Source organism: Agromyces sp. Root1464 (genome assembly GCF_001427265.1).
In the GTDB taxonomy this organism is placed as follows: domain Bacteria; phylum Actinomycetota; class Actinomycetes; order Actinomycetales; family Microbacteriaceae; genus Agromyces; species Agromyces fucosus.
Map to the genome: position 1 here is coordinate 1,730,741 of NZ_LMFU01000002.1, position 20,895 is coordinate 1,751,635.

General features: G+C 69.3%; 19 protein-coding genes. 8 read left to right on the top strand and 11 right to left on the bottom strand.

The genetic code is table 11. The features are described from left to right. Positions 1 to 67 precede the first annotated feature (67 nt). The 4 genes from ASD23_RS13575 to ASD23_RS13590 form a co-directional block, all read right to left on the bottom strand. On the bottom strand, positions 68 to 1,804 hold the full coding sequence (locus tag ASD23_RS13575) for a glycoside hydrolase family 35 protein (protein ID WP_056013214.1): 1,737 nt from the start codon (positions 1,802 to 1,804) through the stop codon (positions 68 to 70). Between the two features lie 169 nt (positions 1,805 to 1,973). After that, positions 1,974 to 3,317, bottom strand: coding sequence for an ABC transporter substrate-binding protein (locus ASD23_RS13580; protein WP_056011556.1), 1,344 nt, complete (start codon positions 3,315 to 3,317; stop codon positions 1,974 to 1,976). Positions 3,318 to 3,398: 81 nt separating this feature from the next. Further along, complete coding sequence (locus ASD23_RS13585; protein WP_129232177.1) at positions 3,399 to 4,283, bottom strand: carbohydrate ABC transporter permease; 885 nt, start codon at positions 4,281 to 4,283, stop codon at positions 3,399 to 3,401. A gap of 71 nt (positions 4,284 to 4,354) precedes the next feature. Further along, complete coding sequence (locus tag ASD23_RS13590) at positions 4,355 to 5,275, bottom strand: carbohydrate ABC transporter permease (protein WP_082571445.1); 921 nt, start codon at positions 5,273 to 5,275, stop codon at positions 4,355 to 4,357. A gap of 124 nt (positions 5,276 to 5,399) precedes the next feature. On the opposite strand from ASD23_RS13590, the gene ASD23_RS13595 reads away from it, so the two are divergent. After that, the gene (locus tag ASD23_RS13595; RefSeq protein WP_056011562.1) at positions 5,400 to 6,434 is read left to right on the top strand and encodes a LacI family DNA-binding transcriptional regulator; all 1,035 of its coding nucleotides are present in this window, start codon (positions 5,400 to 5,402) and stop codon (positions 6,432 to 6,434) included. A gap of 250 nt (positions 6,435 to 6,684) precedes the next feature. On the opposite strand, the gene ASD23_RS13600 is transcribed toward ASD23_RS13595, so the two are convergent. Next, positions 6,685 to 7,470, bottom strand: coding sequence for an IclR family transcriptional regulator (locus ASD23_RS13600; protein ID WP_056011567.1), 786 nt, complete (start codon positions 7,468 to 7,470; stop codon positions 6,685 to 6,687). A 129-nt stretch (positions 7,471 to 7,599) separates the two neighbouring features. On the opposite strand from ASD23_RS13600, the gene ASD23_RS13605 reads away from it, so the two are divergent. Continuing rightward, positions 7,600 to 8,271 (top strand): DUF305 domain-containing protein, encoded by a 672-nt coding sequence (locus tag ASD23_RS13605; RefSeq protein WP_056011570.1) that lies wholly within the window; start codon positions 7,600 to 7,602, stop codon positions 8,269 to 8,271. 111 nt (positions 8,272 to 8,382) lie between these two features. On the opposite strand, the gene ASD23_RS13610 is transcribed toward ASD23_RS13605, so the two are convergent. The 4 genes from ASD23_RS13610 to ASD23_RS13625 all read right to left on the bottom strand — a co-directional run bounded on the left by ASD23_RS13610 (position 8,383) and on the right by ASD23_RS13625 (position 12,736). Then, a complete protein-coding gene (locus ASD23_RS13610) occupies positions 8,383 to 10,185 on the bottom strand; it encodes an LVIVD repeat-containing protein (RefSeq protein WP_056011573.1) in 1,803 nt (600 codons plus the stop codon). Between the two features lie 306 nt (positions 10,186 to 10,491). Then, entirely contained in the window at positions 10,492 to 11,790 is a 1,299-nt protein-coding gene (locus tag ASD23_RS19330; RefSeq protein ID WP_235507738.1) for a hypothetical protein, read from the bottom strand. Positions 11,791 to 11,943: 153 nt separating this feature from the next. Next, positions 11,944 to 12,348, bottom strand: a complete 405-nt coding sequence (locus tag ASD23_RS13620) for a hypothetical protein (protein ID WP_129231943.1) — start codon at positions 12,346 to 12,348, stop codon at positions 11,944 to 11,946. Between the two features lie 22 nt (positions 12,349 to 12,370). Then, positions 12,371 to 12,736, bottom strand: a complete 366-nt coding sequence (locus tag ASD23_RS13625) for a winged helix-turn-helix transcriptional regulator (RefSeq protein ID WP_056011579.1) — start codon at positions 12,734 to 12,736, stop codon at positions 12,371 to 12,373. Between the two features lie 98 nt (positions 12,737 to 12,834). Here ASD23_RS13625 and ASD23_RS13630 point away from each other — a divergent pair, with 98 nt between their 5' ends. Further along, positions 12,835 to 13,710, top strand: coding sequence for an SDR family oxidoreductase (locus ASD23_RS13630; protein ID WP_056011582.1), 876 nt, complete (start codon positions 12,835 to 12,837; stop codon positions 13,708 to 13,710). Between the two features lie 123 nt (positions 13,711 to 13,833). After that, positions 13,834 to 14,310 (top strand): DUF4442 domain-containing protein, encoded by a 477-nt coding sequence (locus ASD23_RS13635; RefSeq protein ID WP_056011585.1) that lies wholly within the window; start codon positions 13,834 to 13,836, stop codon positions 14,308 to 14,310. Positions 14,311 to 14,437: 127 nt separating this feature from the next. Here ASD23_RS13635 and ASD23_RS13640 read toward each other — a convergent pair whose 3' ends face one another. Continuing rightward, positions 14,438 to 14,995, bottom strand: a complete 558-nt coding sequence (locus ASD23_RS13640) for a dihydrofolate reductase family protein (RefSeq protein WP_056011588.1) — start codon at positions 14,993 to 14,995, stop codon at positions 14,438 to 14,440. Between the two features lie 99 nt (positions 14,996 to 15,094). Continuing rightward, positions 15,095 to 15,286: a hypothetical protein gene (locus ASD23_RS18910; protein ID WP_157377098.1), complete on the bottom strand. Its 192-nt coding sequence runs from the start codon at positions 15,284 to 15,286 to the stop codon at positions 15,095 to 15,097. A gap of 438 nt (positions 15,287 to 15,724) precedes the next feature. Here ASD23_RS18910 and ASD23_RS13650 point away from each other — a divergent pair, with 438 nt between their 5' ends. The 4 genes from ASD23_RS13650 to ASD23_RS13665 all read left to right on the top strand — a co-directional run bounded on the left by ASD23_RS13650 (position 15,725) and on the right by ASD23_RS13665 (position 20,850). After that, entirely contained in the window at positions 15,725 to 16,156 is a 432-nt protein-coding gene (locus ASD23_RS13650) for a hypothetical protein (protein ID WP_056011594.1), read from the top strand. A 217-nt stretch (positions 16,157 to 16,373) separates the two neighbouring features. Beyond that, positions 16,374 to 17,774, top strand: coding sequence for a dicarboxylate/amino acid:cation symporter (locus ASD23_RS13655; RefSeq protein ID WP_056011599.1), 1,401 nt, complete (start codon positions 16,374 to 16,376; stop codon positions 17,772 to 17,774). Positions 17,775 to 17,800: 26 nt separating this feature from the next. Beyond that, the gene (locus ASD23_RS19115; protein WP_056011602.1) at positions 17,801 to 18,703 is read left to right on the top strand and encodes a fibronectin type III domain-containing protein; all 903 of its coding nucleotides are present in this window, start codon (positions 17,801 to 17,803) and stop codon (positions 18,701 to 18,703) included. A gap of 56 nt (positions 18,704 to 18,759) precedes the next feature. Further along, positions 18,760 to 20,850, top strand: a complete 2,091-nt coding sequence (locus tag ASD23_RS13665) for a fibronectin type III domain-containing protein (protein WP_162248753.1) — start codon at positions 18,760 to 18,762, stop codon at positions 20,848 to 20,850. Positions 20,851 to 20,895 lie beyond the last annotated feature (45 nt).

The window sequence follows — 20,895 nt, forward strand, 5'->3', positions numbered from 1 at the left end:
ATTGGTGAGGAGATCTCGCTGTCAAGGTCCGCGTCGACACCCGTGCGTCGACGCGGACCGCGGATCGTCAGAACTCGGTGTGCCCGAGCTCGAGCCCCTCGGTGAAGACGACGGGCCGATGCGGCACCCCGTTCAGCTCGAGGACGATGATCTCGTTCTCGCCCGCACGGAGCACGGGTGCCGGCACGTAGAGCGAGCGCTGGGGTCCGGCCGACCAGTACCGGCCGAGGGAGAAGCCGTTGACCCAGACCACGCCCTTGCCCCATCCCGAGGTGTCGAGGAAGAGGTCCCGCGACTCGTCGAGCGAGAACGTGCCGGCGCGGTACGACGGGCCCGAGATGGGCGCCACCGGACCGAGTGCCCGACGGACGACCTCGAGGCGCCCGACATCCAGCCCCGCGGCCCGCCAGCGGCCGAGCGGTTCGCCGCAGAGTCGCACCGCGCCGATGAGCCCCTTCGGCTCGCCGATGCGGCTGCCGTAGTTCACGCGGCCCTGGTCCTCGACGAGGAGGTCGACGGTGCCGCGAGCGTCGCGGGGCAGCGAGAGCGAGTGGACGTGATGCGTGCGTGCGAGCACGCCGATGCCGTCGCCCTCGAAGAACACCTGTGCTCGGTCGCGCACCTCGTCGACCTCGAGCACGGCCGGCCCGACGCAGTCGATCTCGGCACGGTAGAGGATGAAGCCGTCGTACTGGCCGAGCTCGTCCATCGTCGGCGGATGATCGTGCGCGGTGAAGGTGCCGAGAGACTCGACGACGTCGAACAGCGCGGCTGCCCGGTCGAGCTCCACCTCGAACCGGGGCGCCGGCGACCCGGCGCTCGGCCGCTCGTCGGGCACGGGCGCGTACCGGGCGATGACGTCCCTCATCGCCCAGTACTTCTCCGTCGGATTCCCCGCCTCGTCGAGCGGTGCGTCGTAGTCGTAGCTCGTGACGAGGGGCTGGAAGACGCCCTTGTCGTTGGCGCCGTTCGTGAAACCGAAGTTCGTGCCGCCGTGGAACATGTAGAGGTTGACCGAGGCGCCGGTCGCGAGCAGGTCGTCGAGCTCGCCCGCGGCCTGCGCCACATCGGTCGTGTGGTGGTGCGCACCCCAGTGGTCGAACCAGCCGTCCCAGAACTCGGAGCACATGAGGGGCCCGTCGGGCTGGTGGGTGCGCAGCGTCGCGAGTCGCTCGAGGGAGCGGGACCCGAACGACGCGGTCTTGTGCAGGCCCGGGATGCTTCCGGCCTCGAGCATCTCGGCCGTCGGCTGGTCGACCGTGCTGAACGGCACGGTGAGTCCGATCGCACGGTTCAGCTCGACGAGCCGCTCGAGGTAGCGGGCGTCGTCGCCGTAGGCGCCGTACTCGTTCTCGATCTGCACGAGCACGATCGGCCCGCCGCGGTCGATCTGCCGCGGCACCAGGATCGGCGCGAGCGCCTGCAGGTACTCCTCGATCGCCGCGAGGTACTGCGGCTCGAACGAGCGCACCCCGACCGACGGGTCCTGGAACAACCAGGCCGGCAGGCCGCCGTTGGTCCACTCCGCGCAGATGTACGGACCTGGGCGCACGATCGCGTGCATGCCCTCGGCCGCGATGAGGTCGAGGAACCGCCCGAGGTCGAGCCCGCCGCTCGTGTCGAAGACGCCGCGCTCGGGTGCGTGCGCGTTCCACGCCACGTACGTCTCGATCGTGTTCAGCCCCATGAGCCGCGCCTTGCGGATGCGATCGGCCCACTGATCGGGGTGCACCCGGAAGTAGTGCAGCGCACCGGAGAGGATCCGGTGGGGCTGCCCGTCGAGCAGGAAGTCCTCGTCCCCGATGGCGAACGAGCGCGAGCCGAGCGGCGTCGGCGCCTCGGAGGTCGGAGTCCGTCGATCGCGGGACTCTTCGAGAGTGGGTGTTGACACGTGGTTCCCTCAGGATGATCTGGTGAAGCGGTGCGCCCGCCGGCCGGGGGGTGACCGGCGGGCGCACCCGTTCGTTGCCGGCTTACTCGCCGTTGACGGTGAAGCCCTGCTCGACGCCGTACTTGACGGTCGCCTCCTGCCACGCGGCGAGACCCTCGTTGAGGTCGGACTTCGAGGCGTACGCCTGTCCGACCGTGTCACCGTAGATGCTGTTCGCGTAGGTCTGGAAGGGGAGGTAGCTCCAGCCGGGGACGACGTCCTTCGCGGCCTGCACGAGCACCTCGTTGATCTTCTGGCCGCCGAAGTAGTCGCTCTCGTAGTTCAGGAACTCGTCGGACTCGAGGTCGGCCACGGTCGACGGGAACCCGCCGTTGGCCGCGTGGATGGCCGCGCCCTCTTCGCCGTTCAGGAACTCGAGGAACCCGTAGGCGACGAGCTTGTTCTCGCTCTGCTCGAGCACGGCGTCGCCGCCGCCGCCGTTCTCGGCCGCTGCCGCGACACCCTCCTCATAGGTGGGCATCGGCGCGACGCGCCACGTGCCCGCGGCATCCGGAACACCGGACTCGAGGTTGCCGGGCATCCAGGCGCCGATGACGAGCGTCGCGATGCTGCCGTCGGTGAGGCCCTGGTACCACTCGTCGCTCCACGAGGAGATCGGTGCGACGAGGTCCTCCTGCACGAGCTGGTTCCAGGTGTCGGCCCACTTGGTGCTGCCCTCGTCGGCGAAGTCGACGGTGACATCCGTCGTGCCGTCGACGACGTAGGGGTTGCCGCCGGCCTGCCAGATCATGCTCGTGGTGAAGCCGGCGTCGCCGACGTCATTGGTGATGTAGGCGTCGGGGTTGGCCGCGTGGATGGCCTTGCCCGCTGCGATGTACTCGTCCCACGTCGTGGGGATCTCGAGGCCGAGGTTCGTGAAGACGTCTTCGCGGTAGAACATCGCCATGGGACCGGAGTCCTGCGGCAGCGCGTAGATGCCGTCGTTCAGCGACACCGAGCCCCAGGTCGAGGGGGTGAACTGGTCTTCCAGCTCGCCCGCACCGAAGCCGGTCAGGTCGGCGAACGCGCCGGAGAGGGCGAACTGCGGCAGTGCGTAGTACTCGACCTGCGCGACATCCGGAGCGCCGGTGCCCGCCTTGATCGCGTTCTGCAGCTTCGTGTAGTGGTCGTTGCCGGTGCCGACGTTCTCGAGCTTGACGTCGATCTTCGGGTACTTCTCCTCGAAGGCCTCGACGATCGGCTCGAGCTGGGGCGCCCAGCCCCAGACCGTGATGCTCGACTCCTCCTGGAGCGCCGCGGCGATCTCGTCGGCGGTCGCACCGGTCACGTCTTCGGCGCTGCCGCTGGGGGCGCAGGCGGCGAGCGAGGTGGCCAGCGCCGCGGCCATCGCGACTCCCGTCCACCGGATGATGCTGTGTTTCCTCATGATGTTCCTTTCACTGCAATGTGTGGATGTGAGCAGGACTGCTCGGAGGGTTGGTGTTGCTCGTTCAGGCGGTGAACCGGGTCACTGCTTGACGCTTCCGGCCGCGAGCCCCGACTGCCAGTAGCGCTGCAGGAAGAGGAAGGCGACGATGATCGGCACGATCGTGAGGAGCGAGCCCGTGATGACGAGGTTGTAGATCGCCTCGCCGCCGGCGGTCGCGGCCTGCGCGTTCCACGCGTTGAGGCCGACCGTCAGGGGGTACCACGTGGATTCGCTCAGCATGATCAGGGGGAGGAAGTAGTTGTTCCAGGTCGCGACGATCGTGAACAGCAGCACCGTCACGAAGCCGGGGGCGAGGAGCCGTGCCGAGATCGTGAAGAAGGTGCGGAACTCACCGGCACCGTCGATGCGTGCCGCCTCGAGGATCTCGGTCGGAACCGCGTCGACCGCGAACGCCCAGACCAGGAAGAGCCCGAACGGGCTGATCAGCGACGGCAGGATGATCGACCACGGCGTGTTCGTCAGGCCCATCTGGCTGAACATGAGGAACGTCGGCACGGCGAGCGCCGCACCCGGCACCGCCACGGCGCCGAGCACGACGGCGAAGACGGCCCGCTTGCCCGGGAAGTCGAACTTCGCGAGCGCGTACCCGCCGAGGGTCGCGAGGAACGTGGCCCCGCCGGCGCCCACGACGACGTAGAGCAGGGTGTTGCCGAACCAGCGGAGGAAGACCCCGTCGTCGTAGGTGAGCGTCTGCACGATGTTGTCCCAGAGCGCGAAGTCGCCCGAGAACCACAGGCCGAACGTCGAGAACAGGTCGCGCTGCGTCTTGGTCGAGTTGACGACGAGCCAGAACAGGGGCAGCAGCGCGTAGCCCGCGAGGAGCGCCATGATGATCGTGAGCCACACCGACTTGCGGGTCGTGGGGCCCGTGCCGGCGGGAGCGAGACGGCCGCCACGAGGCATCCGCTCGACTCGCCCGGTTCGCCCGGCGCGCCCGACATGCTCGCCAGGTGTCGTGATCGCCTTCGTCGCGGTCATGCTCGGCCAGCCTTTCGTGATCCGGAGAGCTGAACCACGTACGCGATGACGACGGTGATGAGGCCCATGATGATGGCGATCGCCGCCGAGTAGTTGAACTGCTGACCCGAGAACGAGAGGTTGTACGCGTACATGTTGGGCGTGAAGTACGTGCTGATCGCGTTCGGGGCGAGGGTCTTCAGGATGTTGGGCTCGTTGAAGAGCTGGAAGCTGCCGATGACCGAGAAGATCGCGGCGATGACGATCGCTCCCCGGATGGCCGGGATCTTGATGCTCCAGACGGTGCGGAACGCACCCGCCCCGTCGAGCGATGCCGCCTCATAGAGGTCGGTCGGGATGACCCGCAGCGCCGCGTAGAAGATGAGCATGTTGTAGCCCACGAACTCCCACGTGACGATGTTGCCGATCGAGGCGAGCACCCAGTTCGACGAGAGCGGCGCCGGCAGGTCGAGCCCGAAGGCGTCGGTGATGTTGCCGAACAGGCCGAACCGGGTGCCGTACATGAAGCCCCACATGAGCGTCGCGACGACGGCGGGCACGGCATACGGGAGGAAGATCGCGATGCGGAAGAACGAGGACAGGTGGAGCCGCGCGCTGTCGATCGCGAGCGAGGCGGCGAGGGCGATGACGAGCATGATCGGCACCTGCACGAGCAGGAAGATCACGACCCGACCGAGCGAGTCCCAGAACTTGGGGTCGCCGAGGGCCAGGGCGTAGTTCTCGAGGCCGACGAAGCTCGTGCCGCCGATCAGCTGCTCGCGGAAGAGGCTGAGGTAGATCGAATAGACGACCGGTGCGACGAGCACCAGCAGGAAGACGATCATGAACGGGGCGAGGAACAGCCACCCGGTCCATCGCGCTCCGCCGCGCCGCATGAACGGGCCGCGACGGGCTGTGACTATCGACGTCGTTGTCATGCCGGGGGGTTCCTTCGATCTGTTGCAAGATGTTCACGTAAACAATTACCACAGTTCCTCTACGCTGTCTACGTGAACATCCCGACGTGCGCGTGAGCGCGCGCTCCACTGGAGGTATCTGCAGATGACCGGACTCTCTCGCCCCGAGGCTCGACGCGGCGCGTCGATGGCGGATGTCGCGAAGGTCGCCGGTGTCTCGTCGCAGACGGTCTCACGCGTCGCGAACGACAAGACCAACGTCGATCACGCGACGCGCGAACGCGTGCTCGAGGCGATGAAAGAGGTCGGCTACCAGCCGAACCACGCCGCCCGGGCGCTGCGCACGGGGCGCTTCAAGTCGATCGGCGTCATCGTCTTCACGCTCTCGACCTTCGGCAACATGAAGACCCTCGACGCCATCACCGCGGCCGCGGCAGAGGTCGACCACACCGTGACCGTGATCCGCATTCCCGACCCGACGAGGGGCACGGTCTCCGGCGCGTACCGGCGGCTCAGCGAGCAGGCGGTCGACGGCGTCGTCATCATCTTCGAGGCCCACCTGCTCGACCGCGCCGAGATCACCCTCCCGACCGACCAGCCCGTCGTCGTCGTCGACTCCAACGCCGGCGACGGCTTCACGGTCGTCGACACCGACCAGACGACCGGCGCGCGCGAAGCCACGGCGCACCTGCTCGACCTCGGGCACGAGACGGTCTGGCACATCTCGGGTCCCGAGGCATCCTTCTCGGCCCTGCATCGGGCGCAGTCGTGGGCGGCGACGCTCAGCGAACGCGGCATCACTCCCCCGCCCGTCTTCGTCGGCGACTGGACGACCGACTCGGGGTACCGCATCGGCAAGGAGATCGTCGCGCGGGGCGATGTCACCGCCGTCTTCGCCGCGAACGACCAGATGGCCCTCGGCGCGATGACCGCGTTCCACGAGGCCGGGCTGCAGGTGCCAGGAGACATCAGCGTCGTCGGCTTCGACGACATGGAGGAGTCGAAGGCGTTCTGGCCGCCGCTGACGACCGTGCACCAGGACTTCACCGAGGTCGGCCGACTCTGCATCCAGAGCCTCATGCGCGAGATCGAGACGCGAACCCACACGCCCGGACGCACGCTCGTGCCGACCAGGCTCGTGGTGCGCGACAGCACGGCGGCGCCCAAGTCCGCAGCCTGAACGAGAGATGCGCGGGAAGAGAACCCGAAGACTCTTCCCGCGCAATCACCATCTCCACCTCGGCGTACGAATCCGAACCGTCCCCCGATGGTCGATCGCACGAGCGATCAGGTGGTGATGGAGCAACGCGCCCTCTGTCGCGTGTTCGTCACGCTATGCGTCACGGGCGTGCCGCGGCAACATCAGGATTTCAGATGGTGAACAGCGGATGTCGCACGCGCGAGCCGAAGCATCAGTCGCCGCCGGCTGCTCACGCGCCCGAACTGCCGAGCCGGTCGGTGCCGATCTGCAGGGCGAGGCGCGTCGCGGCCTCCTGCAGGCGGTGCACGAGGGCGGGGTCGGCGTGCGCCGCGGCCTCGGTCGGAAGCGAGACGGCGAGCGACGCGGTGATGCCCGCGGCGGTCACGGGCACGGCGATGCACGTGTAGCCGATCGCGTACTCCTCACGATCGACGGCCTTCTCGCGCGAGCGCTCGAGCTGGTCGAGCAGCACGCGCCGGTCGCTGATGGTGTGCTGGGTGAGTTCGGCGAGCGGATGCCGCGACACGTAGTCGAGACGCTCCTCCTCGGGCAGCACCGCGAGGATCTGCTTGCCGAGTGCCGTCGCGTGGGCGCTGCTGTGCAGCCCGACCCAGAGCTCGACGCGCGGGTTGTGCACGGCATCGACGATGTCGACGAGGTGCACCTCGCCGTCTTCGAATCGCGAGAGGTACGCGGTCGCGCCGAGCTCGTCGGTGACCCCGCGCAGCGCCGTGCGCACCCGCGAGAGGAAGACGCCGTGCGTGGCATCACTCGTGACGAACGCCGGAAAACGAGTACCGAGCAGCAGGCCGTCGGGCTCGCGGGCGAGGTATCCCTCGTGCACGAGCGTTCGCACGAGGTTGTACGTCGTGCCCGGGGTGAGGCCGCTCCTCGCGACGAGCGCCTTCACGGGCATCGGCCGAGGCTCGTTCGCGACGATCTCGACCAGGCGAAGGGCGCGCTGCACCGAGCCGATCAGAGTCGGATCCGAGTCGCGGGCGTCGGGTGACGGCATCGGTTTCCCCCCTCGCCCATGGTAGCCCGTGCGCCACCGCATCGACTTAGATGGACGTAACCTGCTGCAGTGCCGACGCGCTGCTCGGCGGCACTGGCGTTGCCCCTTCGATGAAGACGAGGTACATGGATGACGGCTTCGGAACGCACCGGCCCGGCGGCCTGCCTCGCACTCGCGCTCGTGTTCGGGCTCGCCGCCTGCACGGGCGGCACCGACGAGGTCGCTCCGACGAGCCCGGTCGTGCAGCTCGGTGCCCCCGGCGAGGAGAACCACACCCTCGCCCCCGGCGAATCGCTGGACCTCGAGTCCCCAAAGCACACCGAGGCCGATGAGCAGTTCATGCTCGACATGATCGCGCACCACGACCAGGCCATCACGATGACCGGGTTCGTCGACGAGCGAACCGATGACCGCGACATCCGACTGCTCGCCGAACGCATGCGTGTCAGCCAGGAGGACGAGATCGACCTCATCACCGAATGGCTGCAAGACCGGGTGGTGCCCCTGAACGACGCGCGCGCGGGCGGGCACGACCACGACGGCGACGGGCACGCGATGCCCGGCATGCTCACCGAGGCGCAGCTCGACGAACTCGAGGCGGCCGACGGAGCGGATTTCGAACGGCTGTTCCTCGCGTACATGATCCAGCACCACCAGGGCGCCGTGCAGATGGTGACCGAGCTCTACGCCGCCGGCGGCGGGCACGAGTCGGAGATCGACCAGTTCGCGCGCCACGTCGAGTCCGACCAGGGCGTCGAGATCGCGAAGATGCAGCAGTTGCTCGCGGCTCGCTCCTCCTGAGAAGAACTCGCTCTCGCGCCGAGACCTGACGCCGCACGCGAAAGTGCCCACCGGCCGTGGCCGCTGGGCACTTCGCTGTGCGGGAGGCCGACGAGCGGCCTCCCGCACGGATCATCCGAAGGTCGCCGCCAGCGCGTTCAGCGCCTGCACCAGCGCGGAGTCCGCGGCAGCGCCCGACTTCGAGGCGGCGCCGGCCAGGTGAGCTGCCACGGCAGAGCCGCTCGCCGGGCCGTCTGAGAGCTTCTCGGCCTGGTCGATCGACTTGTTGACCTGCTTCAGCGCGTTGCCGCTCAGGCTGCCGTCGCGCTCGGCCTGGTCGACGTACGAACGCGCGACGGCGAAGCTCGGCGCGTGCACCAGCTTCGTCTGCAGCTGCGCGTTGAACTGGTCGAGCTGGATCTCTCCGGCTGCGGCGATCTCGTTCTCGGACAGCTGGTCGCTCGCGGTGAGCGCGAGGCTGTCGAAGCCGCGCGCGATCTCGCTGCCGAGCACGTTGCCGTTGTACCAATAGGTCGACCAGTAGCCCGCGAGGTTCAGCCCGGCGGGGTTCGGCGTGTTCACCGGCCCGCGGTCGAGGTAGGCGATCTCGGTCGGGTTCGACGTGTCGGTGAAGTCGATGATCGAGAGACCGCCCTGGTACCAGGCCTGCACCATGATGTCGCGACCGGGCACCGGGATGATCGAGCCGTTGTGGGCCACGCAGTTCTCCTGCGCCGTCTGCGGCACCGGCAGCTTGTAGTAGCTCTTGAACTCGAGCTTGCCGTCGACGATGTCGAAGAGCGCGTTGGCGCCCCACTCGGGCTGGTCGGTCACGCGGCAGCGAGCGGCGGTGCCGCCGCCCCACTCATCGGTGAAGACGACCTTGGTGCCGTCGTTGTTGAACGTCGCCGAGTGCCAGTACGAGTAGTTCGCGTCGGCGACCGCGTCGAGCCGCACCGGGTTCACCGGGTCGGAGATGTCGAGCAGGATGCCGTTGCCCTGGCAGGCACCCGCGGCGAGCCCGATCTCGGGGAACGCCGTGATGTCGTGGCACGTGTTCGTGTTCGGGTTCGGCGAGTACGGCGTGCCCGACGGGTGCAGCGGCTGCGTCGGGCCGTTCTGCAGGCCGTTGAACGCACCCGTCACCGGGTCGCTGAAGATGCGCGGCTGGCTGACGACCGCGGCCGAGGCCGGGTCGGCGAGCGGCACCTTGATGACGTCGATGCGCCACTGCGTGGGGTTGCCGGTCGTGACCGGGGTCTGGCTCGCCGGCGCGTTCTCGCAACCGGGGAGCTCGAGCGGCGAGCGAACGCCCGACGTGCCCGAGTTGTAGATGTAGACGTTCTCGGTGTCATCGGGGTCCGCGACGAGCGTGTGGGTGTGCGAACCTCGGCAGGTCTGCACGCCGGGCAGCTGCACCGGGTTGTCGATGTCGCTGATGTCGAAGATGCGCACGCCACGGAACCGCTCGGGGTTCACGGCGCCCGATGCACCCTGCGTGCCGCAGTCGATGCGACCGCGAGTCTCCTCGACCGACATGAAGAGCAGGTCGCCGTAGACCGAGACGTCGCCCTGACCGCCGGGGCACACGAACGAGCCGCGCAGCGTCGGCGCCGAGGCATCCGACACGTCGTAGACCTGGAAGCCGTTGAAGTTGCCGACGATCGCGTTGTCGCCCGAGAACGCGAGGTCGGAGTTGACGAAGCCGAAGTTGCCGGGGTTCGCGTCGAACGGCGCGACCCGCGGCAGGCTCGCGAGCAACTCGATGTTGCTCGTCGCCGTCTGCGCGTCGAGATAGCCCGGCGGCAGGTCGATGCGCGGATCGTCTTCTGCGACGGCCGCGGTGGCCGTCGCAAGGGATGAGCCGAGCAGCAGAGCTCCGGCCAGGGCTAGGGCGCGACGGCGCCATCGGATGTTGCGGGGTGCGGTTCTCATCGGTGATTCCCCTCTCGCTTCGAATGCGATCGAACGCCCCGATGGGCGAGCCGTCACGACGTCGTGCCCGCTCGCGGCCCCAGGAGGCCGATCTCTGGCTCCAACGTATCGGGGCCGAGCGGTTCGGCGCAGCTACGAATTTCGTGCACGCGCATTTTCAACGCTCTGTCGGCGCCGATGTCAACGCCCCATCCGGGGGGGTTCCGCTCGAGAAACACATATGCCAGTTCCCCCTCAGTGCTGAGGGGGAACTGGCATACGCAATCGGGCGAAGGATGGTGCCGGCCTGGGCACCGCGAAGGCGGATCAGCCCGCGCTGAGCGCCTCGCGCGCGTGGCGGTACTTCTCGGCGAGGCGCACCTGCACGTCGTACTCGAGGCGACGCACCCGCCACGGGGCGGTGTTGTCATCGAGGTCGGCGAGCTTCACGCGACGGGCCACGGGGTGGCGAGCGATGCGAGCGTAGTACGCGTCGTCCGAGACATCCGGAGTACGGGTCAGCAGCTGAACGATCTCGACGACCTCGGGCTGCACGCCCGCCTCGAGCAGGTTCTGGGCGGTGACCGCCGTGTCCTCGAGCACGTCGTGCAACCACGCGGCGGCGACGAGCACCGGCTCGCTGACGGGGTCGAAGCGCTCGGCCACACGGCCGGGGTGATCGATGTACTCGGCGCCGATCTGGTCGAGCTGGCCGCGGTGCGCGGCGAACGCGATGCCCTTGGCGAGCGCGACCTGGGCCGCAGCGTCCACGTCCTGCCCGGGCTGGGCCGCCGGAACCGCAGGCGCGAGCGGCGCGACGGGTCCGGTCACCGAGATCGGCATCTGGGTGACATTGGCGGGCATCGCGGATGCCCCGGGCTCGACCTGCTCGAACCTGTTGGAACCGATCACTGGGTGGTACTCCTCGATCATCTGGTCGTCATCGTCATCACGGTCTCGGGGGTCCGCCTCGAGGGCGGGCGGCTCGGGCGCCGGCTCGGGGTTCGGCTCGACGTGCTGCACGAACGCCGGCACATTCACCGGAACCGGGAACGGCAGCTCGATGACCTCGGTCGGCTCGCCCTCGGCGAGCGCTTGGTCGTCGTCAGTCGGCGCGAGCGACGCGGGCTCCGCGACATCCGCCATCGCTGTCTCGCTGGACTCGGCCAACTCGGCCGAATCGGCGGCCGCAGCCGACTCGGCTGCCTCGGCGAGCGGATCGCGTCCGAGCACGGGACGCACGAAGTCGAGTTCAGCCTGCAGCTCGGCCATCTCGCGCGCGTCGAGCTCGAGGAGCGACCGGGCGTTGCCCTCGCGGCGGCGCACGAAGTAGTCCTCGTCGACCTCGGTCAGCTCGTCGCCGTCACTCGTCGTGAAGTAGCGGATGCGGCCGGCATCGGTCACCGGGATGATGACCTCGACGAACTCGCCGCTCGGCTCCTCGCTGCAGAGGTAGTAGCGCTGCACGTCGCGCGGCGACGGATGCCTGCCCCACTCCGGTGCCGGAAGGCGTCGCGGGCGGAGGGTGCCGCCGGCGTCCGCGCTGCGTCGACCCGGCCGTGGCGCGAGCTCGCCGTCGGACGCGCCGAACCCGAACACGGGCTGGTCGTCGGGATGGGTCGTCACTCGGGCTCCTGGGCTGGCGCACCGACAGGGCGGGGGGTCCGACTCGTGGCGACGTCGGGTGGGGGTGCCGGTGCGCTCCTCCGATGGTAGGGCGGTTCGGCGCACAACGCACGCATCTCAGCCGGGCGTCGCCGTGCGCGCCGAGGTGGGCGGCTAACGTCCGAGGCGGTGGCGTTCCGCTCCGATGAGCGACTGCAGGTAGGTCACCCGGTTGAACACGTCGACGCGCTGCGCTTCCGTCGCCACCGGGAGGTGCTCCACGTACGACTGCCCGCCCGGCCCCCAGACGGTGACCGTGATGAAGCCCGAGATGCGGCTCTCACGCGCGAGCAGGAACAGCAGGCTGAGCAGGAAGAACCAGATGAACAGCACCACCATGACGATCGCCCACGCCGGGGTGTGGGTCGTCACCTGGGTCTGGTCCGCCGTGGACACGTTGATCTCGCCGATGGGCCAGGTGCCGCCCGGCGTCACGGCGTGGTGCTGCGTCGCATGGATGTTGCCGATGGACACGAGGAAGGGAGCGGGCTGCTGCGGGGCGCCATGAGCAAGGGTCACGGTGACGAGAGTAGTGGCCGCGTCAGGCCTCGCGCACGATGCCGTCGGCGCGGAGCGCCACCCACTGCACGAGGGGCAGCATGTGGTCCATGAGTTCCCGGCCGAGCTCGGTCAGCGCGTATTCGACGCGCGGCGGCACCTCGGGGTAGGACGTGCGCGCGACGATGCCGTCGGCCTCGAGCGTGCGCAGCGTCGAGGCGAGCATCTTCTCGCTGATGCCCTGCACCTCGCGGCGCAGCTCGCCCCAGCGGTGGGTGCCGTCGGTCAGCGCGAGCAGCACGAGCACGCCCCATTTGCTCATGATGTGGTCGAGCACGACGCGGGTTGGGCACCCGTCGGTGAATACTTCGCCCGACGTTTCCCGGATCTCCGCAAGACTTACCATCATGTGGGTACCTTACGTCAAAGTGGGTACCGCCGCGAGGGAAGGTTGGTGCGAAGCATCCGGTTGACCCATGGTGACCGCAACCGGAAGGACCACCACCCATGACCATCCTCGTCACCGCCGCCTCGGGCCAGCTCGGCCGCCTCGTCGTCGAGTCGCTGCTCGCCCGCGGCGCCGCCCCCGCCGACATCGTCGCGACCGCCCGCGACACGTCGAAGCTCGACCAGTTCGCCGCCCGCGGCATCCGCACCGCCGAGCTCGACTACGCGCGGCCCGAGACCATCGCGGCGGCACTCGACGGCGTCGACACCGTGCTGCTCATCTCGGCATCGGTGCCCGGCGGCCGCGTTGCGCTGCACCAGAACGTGATCGACGCCGCGAAGGCCGCCGGCATCGCGAAGCTCGTCTACACGAGCGCGCCCCGCGCCACCACCACGAGCCTCGTCCTCGCCCCCGATCACAAGGCCACCGAGGAGGCGATCGCCGCCTCCGGCGTTCCCGCGGTGATCGTGCGCAACAACTGGTACACCGAGAACTACGCAGCGGATGTCACGCGCGCCGCATCGACCGGCGTGATCGCGTCGTCCGTGGGCGACGGGCGCATCGCGAGCGCCACCCGCGCCGACCTCGCCGAGGGCGCCGCCGTGGTGCTGCTCGAAGACGGTCACCTCGGCGAGGTCTACGAGTTCGGCGGGGACGTCGCCTGGAGCTTCCCCGAACTCGCTGTCGCCGCCGGTGAGGTGGTCGGCCGCGAGGTCGTCTTCACCCCGCTCACGACCGAGGAGCACGTCGCGGCGCTGCAGTCGGCAGGACTCGACGCCGACACGGCCGGATTCGTCGCGGCCCTCGACTCCGGCATCCGCGAGGGCGCGCTCTCGGAGACGGACGGCACGCTCTCGCGCCTCATCGGCCGCCCCACGACCTCGCTCGTCGACGGACTGCGCGCCGTCGTCGACGTCGCCGACGCCGCGGCCTGATCGCACGGCGCGGGTGGGCGGCGCGTACGTGCCGCCCATCCGCCTGCCGGTCGGCCCTCCGAGGCTTGTCGACCGCCTACAAGCGGCTCGCGACATCCGACCGGTCGCGCAAGACTCATCGACATGCCCGTGACACCTCGACGCCTCGCCCTCGGCATGAGCCTGTGGATCCCGAACCTGTTCAGCGGCATCCGCGTGAAGCGCTTCGCACCCGACTGGACGAGCGCGACCGTCGAGCTGCACGTGAACGTCTTCACCCGCAACTACGTGAAGACCGCGTTCGGCGGATCGATGTCGGCGATGACCGACCCCTACTTCTTCATGCTCGTCATGCACCAGATCGGGCGCGACTACATCGTGTGGGACACCCGCGGCGAGATCGAGTTCGTCAAGCCCGGCCGGGGCGTGCTGACCGCGCACTTCGCCGTGTCGCCCGAGAAGACGGCCGAGCTGCGCGAACGCGCCCGCGGCGGCGCGAAGGTGCTCGAGTGGTTCGAGACCGAGATCATCGATCGTGACGGCGACGTCGTCGCCCGAGTGCGCCGCGAGGTCTATGTGCGCGAGAAGAAGCGGGTGACCGGTCCGAGTCCGACCCCGTGACGAACGGATGTCTCGAAGCGCCGTGTGAGCTCCGCCTCACATGAGGCGGAACTCACACGCCCGTTTCGGAAGGAGATGACGGATGCCGCGGCATCCGCTGCTCGTGAGGCTCAGCGCTCGACGGCGGTCAGCGCTTGACGTCGAAGACCTGCTTGATGATGCCGTTGGAGTAGGCCTCGCACTCGACGAGGTCGAGGTGCGTGTACGGGTCGCCGTCACCGAAGAGGCGCTTGCCGTCGCCGAGCAGCACCGGGAAGACGAGCAGGTGGTAACGGTCGACGAGGCCGGCCGCGGCGAGGCCCTTCGCGAGGGTGGCGCTGCCGTGCACGATGATGGGCGCGCCGTCGCTCTGCTTGAGCTTCGCGACGTCGTCGAGCGAGCGCAGCACGTGCGTGTTGTTCCACTCGGGATCGGTCAGCGTGCTCGAGACGACGTACTTCGGCATCGCGTTGTACTCCGCGAACTCGTCGACCATCGTCGGCCAGACGGGAGCGAACTCGTCGTAGCTGACGCGGCCGATGAGCATCGCACCGGCCTCGAGCTGCTCGCGGCCCTTGAGCTCGTACGCCTCCTCGACGAAGGGGATGTCCGTGAAGGTCCAGCCGGCCCGCGGGTGCGAGCCGCCACCGGGCGAATCGATGACGCCGTCGAGGCTGATGAACTCGGTGACGATGAGGGTGCGCATGTTCGTGTTCCTTCCGAGGCGGTATCTCCGCTCTCATTCTGGACGTCGAACGGGGAAGCGTCAGATCGACATCGGTCAGGAATCGCGTGACCGGGCAGCTCACGCCTCCAGGTTGTACTCGGGCACGTACTCGGCCAGAAGACGCGACTTGAGTTGCCTGGTGGCAGGCTCATCGGTGCACACGACCCATGCCACGACGCAGTCGGCGAGGTACCCATTCACGGGGTCGATGAACTTCTCGGAGATGACGCTCGGGCGCTGTCGAGCCGTCCACCTGCTGATTCCGAGCACGTCGACGGCGACGCTAGCGCGGAGAGCGCTTCGGCTCAGGTCGGTATCGGTCGCCCGGTGTGCCCGAAGGCGCCCGCGCAAGCCCTCCCGTCCTGATGCACGACCCACGAACACCGGCTCATCGCCATCGAAGACGACGCAGACACCGGGATCGGTCGGCACGCTGGCGAGGTCGAGAGCACCGAGTGCATGTCGGGGCGCACGGAGGATACTCTTCCAGGCCTTGCCAGGTTCAGCAGACCGGCGCTGGCTTTCGCCTCCGTCGAGTGCGTCGAGGATCGTCTCGAGGTCCGAGGCATCCTCGGCTCCGTACGTCTGCATATCGCTCAAGCTGTACCCGTGTCCGGAGTCGCGTCTCATTCTCCGAACGTACTGTGGGGCTCATCGGTGATCGAGCGAACCCACTCCAACTGGGGGCATCCGCCCTACGATCGCAGCATGAGCGATGCACGCGAGCCGGACGGATCCGAGGAGTCGGACCGGCCCGACGGGCCGTGGTGGACGGGCGAGGACGAGGTCGGCGGCATCGGGTTCGCTCGGTTCTTCGCGTACACGGGGCTGCTCATGTCGATCGCCTCGCTCGTGATCGCCCTCGTGGCACCGCTCGAGGGCGACGCGCTCCGCACGGTGTGGATCACGGGCTTCGCCGCGACCTCCATGTGGATCGCATTCATGGCTGCGCCGCGCTATCGCCGCGAAGGCATGAGGGTCTCCCCGGCCGTTCCGATCACGATGGCGCTCGGGGTGCTGACGATCGCGATCATGATCTACGCCTTCGCCGCGATCGCACTCGCGTCGGTGGGCGTCGAACTCCCGGCTCCGGCGTACTGGTTCGGCGAGCCGACCGGGCCGAGCGGCGTGAACGTCTGACGTCGCGGGACGTCACACTAGCGGCATCACCCGCCGTCATCCGACGTCGCGCAACGCCACCGAACGACACCGAACGACGCCGAAACAGCACGTCCAGCGACGTATGCCGTCATAGGCATTCACAGTGCGACACCCGTCGCGCCGAGGCATCCGGCGGTCAATACCGTCGAGCCCATGCACCGAATCCGCACCTCATCCGCGCCGCTCGGAGGCCGTCGTGGCTGACCTCGACTGGCTCTCGCTCGCCGCCCTCGCCCTCATCGCCGTGCTCTTCGTCGGCCTGTTCCTGCTGCGCCGCGCCGGCGCGAAGTTCACCCTGCTCACGGTCATCGCGCTCGTCGTCGGGATCGGTGTCGGCCTCCTCTTCCAGGGGCACCTCGACTACGTCGACGTCATCGGCACGATCTACGTCAACGTCATCACGGCGGTCGTCGCGCCGCTCATCATCGTGTCGGTGCTCTCGAGCGTCACCTCGCTCGGCAGCCTCGCGAAGCTGCGCACGATCGGCCTGAGCTCGGTCTTCTGGCTCCTCGCGACGAACCTCATCGCGATCCTGCTGACGCTGGGGCTCGCGCTTGCGACGGGCATCGGCAAGGGCGCGAACCTCGAGCTCGCGGGCGTCGACGGCTCGGCGCTGACCGGCCTGCTCGCCCCGCTCGACGAGGTCATCGTCGGGCTCTTCCCGAACAACGTCGTCGGCGACATCTCGTCGAACAACATCATCGCGATCATCCTGTTCACGCTGCTGATCGCCGTCTCGTACCTGATCGTCGCCGACAAGAACGCCGAGAAAGTACGGCCGTTCAAGGAGTTCGTGGATGCCACGCGCCGGGTGCTCTTCAAGGCCGTCGGCTTCATCATCGCCCTGACCCCGTACGCGGTGCTCGCCCTCGTGGCGGTCACGACCTCGACGGCGGTGGCGCGCATCGAGACGGCGCTCGCCCTCGTCGGCGTGCTCGTCATCGCGCTCGTCGCGTGCTTCGTCGACGCCTACCTCGTCAACGGCGTGCTGCTGCGGGTCTTCGCCGACCTGAACCCGCTGCGGTTCTTCCGCCTGCTGACGCCCGCGCAGTACACGGCGTTCACGACGCAGTCGAGCATCGGCACTTTGCCGCTCACGATCTCGACGCTGACCCGCAAGATCGGCGTCTCGGACGAGGTGGCCGGCTTCACCGCCCCGATCGGCACGACGATCGGCATGCCCGGATGCGCCGGCATCTGGCCCACCCTCGTCGCCGTCTTCACGGTGAACGCCCTCGGCATCGAGTACACGGCGCTCGACTACGTCGTGCTCGTCGTGCTGGGCCTCCTCGTCTCGCTCGGGACCGCCGGAGTGCCCGGCACCGCGATCGTGACGGCGACCGCGGTGCTGACGGCGGTCGGGCTGCCCATCGAGGTGCTCGTGCTGCTCATTCCGATCAGCGCCATCGCGGGCACCGCGAGCACGATGGCGAACGTCACGGCCGCGGCCACCAGTGCCGCGATCGTCGCCCGCCGGGCCGGCGCGCTCGACGACGAGATCTTCGCCGGCCGCGCGGTGCACCGCGACGACCTCGACGACCCGGACCTCCCCGAGACGATCACCTCCCACTCCCCCGAACTCGCCGCCAGCCGCTGAGCCGGCCGACCAGAAGGAAGACCCTCATGACCTCCCGACCCCGATTCGCTCGCCGCGCTCGCGGCCTCCGCGGCTTCGCGGCGACCCTCGCGCTCGCCATCAGCGTGCCGACGCTCGTGCTCTTCAGCAGCAGCTCGGCGCAGGCCGCCGGCGACGTCTGCGACCTCTGCTCCATCAACTTCGACCTCGGAGCCTGCGAGGACGCGGGTGGTTACCCGTACGACAGCACGCAGGAGGATCCGCCGCCCGCGCTCGGCGGCGGCGGCGCCCCGGCACCTGCGCCGGCACCCGCCCCGGCCCCCGCGCCCGCACCGGCACCGGCGCCCGCCCCGAACCCGGGCACCTCCGGCGGCAGCAGCTCCGGGAGCACGTCGGAGGGCGACTCCGGCGAGTCGGATGAATCGGCGAGCGCGTCGCAGCCCGGCGCTGCCGCACCGGCGGCTGTCGCTGCGACCGCTCCCCTCGCCCCGGCCGCCCCGCGTCTGGTCGCCAAGGGCAGCTCACTCACCGTGACCTGGGCGGCGCCGGCCGACGGCGGATCCCCGGTGACGGGTTACAAGCTCTCGCTCAACAAGGGCACGGCGATCCCGCTGGCCGCGACGGCGACCTCGCACACCTTCACCGTGCTCGGCGCGGGTGCCTACACGGCGACCCTGGTCGCCGTGAACGCCGTCGGCGAGTCCCCCGTGTCGAGCGTGTCGAAGTCGGTGACCATCAGCGCATCGACCGCGAAGCCCACCGCCCAGGCCGTCGAGAACACCGCGGCCTCGAGCGGCGGCACGCCCGAGTGGCTCGCCGGTGCCGGCATCCTCGTCGCCCTCGTGGCTGTGGGAGCCCTCGCACTGCTCGGCCAGCGGCTGTTCGCCCGTCGCCGCGCGCACGCGTCGCCCCAGGCCGACCAGCCCGACGAGACATCCGTGCCCGAATGACCGACCCGTCCCGTCTCCGACAGCCCCAGCTCCACCCCCAACAGAGAGGAAGCACCGTGCCCGACCACCAGCGCCCCACCCCGAGGCGGGCGGCGATGCTGACGGCGCTCGCGATCGCCGGCACCGTCGTGCTCGGCGGTATCGCGGCCGCTCCGGCGACTGCAGCTCCCGAGAGCCCGACCGACACCGTCGACTACTTCGCCGACGCGTACGAGGGCCTCGGTGCCGACAGCGTCTACGAGACCGTCACCTTCGAGCGATTCGAGTACCTGCTCGGCCAGGAGGGGCGCTTCGCGTTCCTCATCGGCGGACCCGAAGACGCCCAGACGGCGGCGACCGTCGGCCCGATCAACGAGGTCGCGAAGGCCGCGGGTGTCGAGCGCATCTACAACTTCGACCCGCGTCTCGACGGCAGTCGCCTCGACATCCGCACGACGACGAATGCCGACGTGGCCCCGCTCTGGGCGCGGCTCGTGGCGAACGCCCTCGGCAAGGACACGCAGACTCCGTTCGACGGGGGCGACGACCCGACGCTGTTCGTCTACGACTCTTCTCACCTCGCGGACGGTGCTGAGGACCGCATCGTCTCGGCGATCACGACGCCGGTCACCGCCGGGCAGCTCGCCGACCCCGCCGCGCTCACCGCCTACAAGGCGGAGGTCGCCGCAGTGCTGGGCACGGCAGCGGACCTCGACACGAGCTCGCAGTTCACGTTCACCTCGGAGGTCGTGAACGCCAAGCACGCCTCCGCCTACGGCGGCCGCGACGTCTACGGCGGGGCGACGGTGCTCGACGATGCCGACGCCGACTGGCGCGTGCAGACGGTCACCTACCCCGAGCTCGTGAAGCTGCTCGAGAGCGACGGCGACTACGTGCTGCTCTTCGGCGGCACGTGGTGCCACAACACCCGCGCCGTGCTGAAGGAGGTCAACCGGCAGGCCGTCGCGAACGACGTCGCGAAGGTCTACTTCTTCGACCTGCGCCTCGACGGCAACTCGGGCAACGACCTGCACATCCGCGACACCGGCTCGGAGTTCGCGGACTTCTACGGCGACCTCGTCACGAAGTACCTGCCGAACCTCGTGACGCAGTACGTGCCCGGAGTGTCGGGCCAGGTCGACTACTTCCCGGGCGGCGACACCTCGAAGGCGCTCGCCACGGCGAAGAAGCTGCAGGTGCCCTACCTGCTCGAGTACGACCGCTCGCGCACCGTCGGCGGTCAGCCGGCACCGATCGCGCAGCAGTGGATCCACTCCAACGGCGACGGCACCTACAAGGAGTACATGACCGAGTGGTGGTACGTGAACGACCTGCCCGGGCGATACGCCGACCGGCCCGACCCCGCGGGTCTCGCTGCGCAACTCGCGTTCGCCGACGAGGCGATCGCGGCGGTCGGCACCTTCTTCAGCGCGCTGCCGGACGATCCCGAGGTCATCGCCACGGCGCCCGCCGCACCTGACGCCCCCGTCGCGGCGGTCACCGGCACCGACGTGACCGTGTCGTGGACGGCGCCCGCCGACGGCGGCTCGCCGATCACGGAGTACCTCGTCTCGCTGAACGGCGCCGCCCCGGTCTCGGTGCCCGGCGCCACGACGACGCGAACCTTCACCGGCCTCGCGGGTGGCGACTACACGGCGACCGTCGCCGCACGGAACACCGTCGGCACCTCCGCGGCATCCGCTGAGTCGGCCGCCGTGACCGTGGTGGCGCCGCCCGCGGTGGACCCGACCACCGTGAAGGGCTCGGTCGAGGTGACCGGCGATCTCGTGCCCGGCGGCCGCATCACGGTCGTCGGCAGCGACCTCGCCCCCGGAGTCGACGACGTCGCGGTCGAGCTCCACTCCACGCCGCAGACGCTCGGCTCGGTGACGACGAACGGCGACGGCGGATTCACGTTCACGGGGACCATCCCCGCGTCGACGCCCACGGGGGCGCACTCGATCGTCGTCACCATCGACGGCATCGAGGTCGCGAGGGCGTCGATCACGGTCGCCGCGGCCGGTTCGGGCGCGGCCTCGGCGAACGCGGGCCTCGCGTCCACCGGAGCTCCGCTCGTCGACCTGCTCGGATGGCTGGCGCTCGCGCTGATCGCCGCCGGCGGTGCGGCGTACGGGATCGTCCGCGTGCGGGCTCGTCGCGCGAGCTGAGCCGACACGCACCGATCGGGGGTGGATGCCACGCGGCATCCGCCC

Coding starts and splice junctions, on each gene's coding strand:
- ASD23_RS13580 (WP_056011556.1), bottom strand. CDS start 3,317: ATGAGGAAACACAGCATCATCCGGTGGACGGGAGTCGCGATGGCCGCG.
- ASD23_RS13585 (WP_129232177.1), bottom strand. CDS start 4,283: ATGCCTCGTGGCGGCCGTCTCGCTCCCGCCGGCACGGGCCCCACGACC.
- ASD23_RS13590 (WP_082571445.1), bottom strand. CDS start 5,275: ATGACAACGACGTCGATAGTCACAGCCCGTCGCGGCCCGTTCATGCGG.
- ASD23_RS13595 (WP_056011562.1), top strand. CDS start 5,400: ATGACCGGACTCTCTCGCCCCGAGGCTCGACGCGGCGCGTCGATGGCG.
- ASD23_RS13600 (WP_056011567.1), bottom strand. CDS start 7,470: ATGCCGTCACCCGACGCCCGCGACTCGGATCCGACTCTGATCGGCTCG.
- ASD23_RS13605 (WP_056011570.1), top strand. CDS start 7,600: ATGACGGCTTCGGAACGCACCGGCCCGGCGGCCTGCCTCGCACTCGCG.
- ASD23_RS13610 (WP_056011573.1), bottom strand. CDS start 10,185: ATGAGAACCGCACCCCGCAACATCCGATGGCGCCGTCGCGCCCTAGCC.
- ASD23_RS13625 (WP_056011579.1), bottom strand. CDS start 12,736: ATGATGGTAAGTCTTGCGGAGATCCGGGAAACGTCGGGCGAAGTATTC.
- ASD23_RS13630 (WP_056011582.1), top strand. CDS start 12,835: ATGACCATCCTCGTCACCGCCGCCTCGGGCCAGCTCGGCCGCCTCGTC.
- ASD23_RS13635 (WP_056011585.1), top strand. CDS start 13,834: ATGCCCGTGACACCTCGACGCCTCGCCCTCGGCATGAGCCTGTGGATC.
- ASD23_RS13640 (WP_056011588.1), bottom strand. CDS start 14,995: ATGCGCACCCTCATCGTCACCGAGTTCATCAGCCTCGACGGCGTCATC.
- ASD23_RS13650 (WP_056011594.1), top strand. CDS start 15,725: ATGAGCGATGCACGCGAGCCGGACGGATCCGAGGAGTCGGACCGGCCC.
- ASD23_RS19115 (WP_056011602.1), top strand. CDS start 17,801: ATGACCTCCCGACCCCGATTCGCTCGCCGCGCTCGCGGCCTCCGCGGC.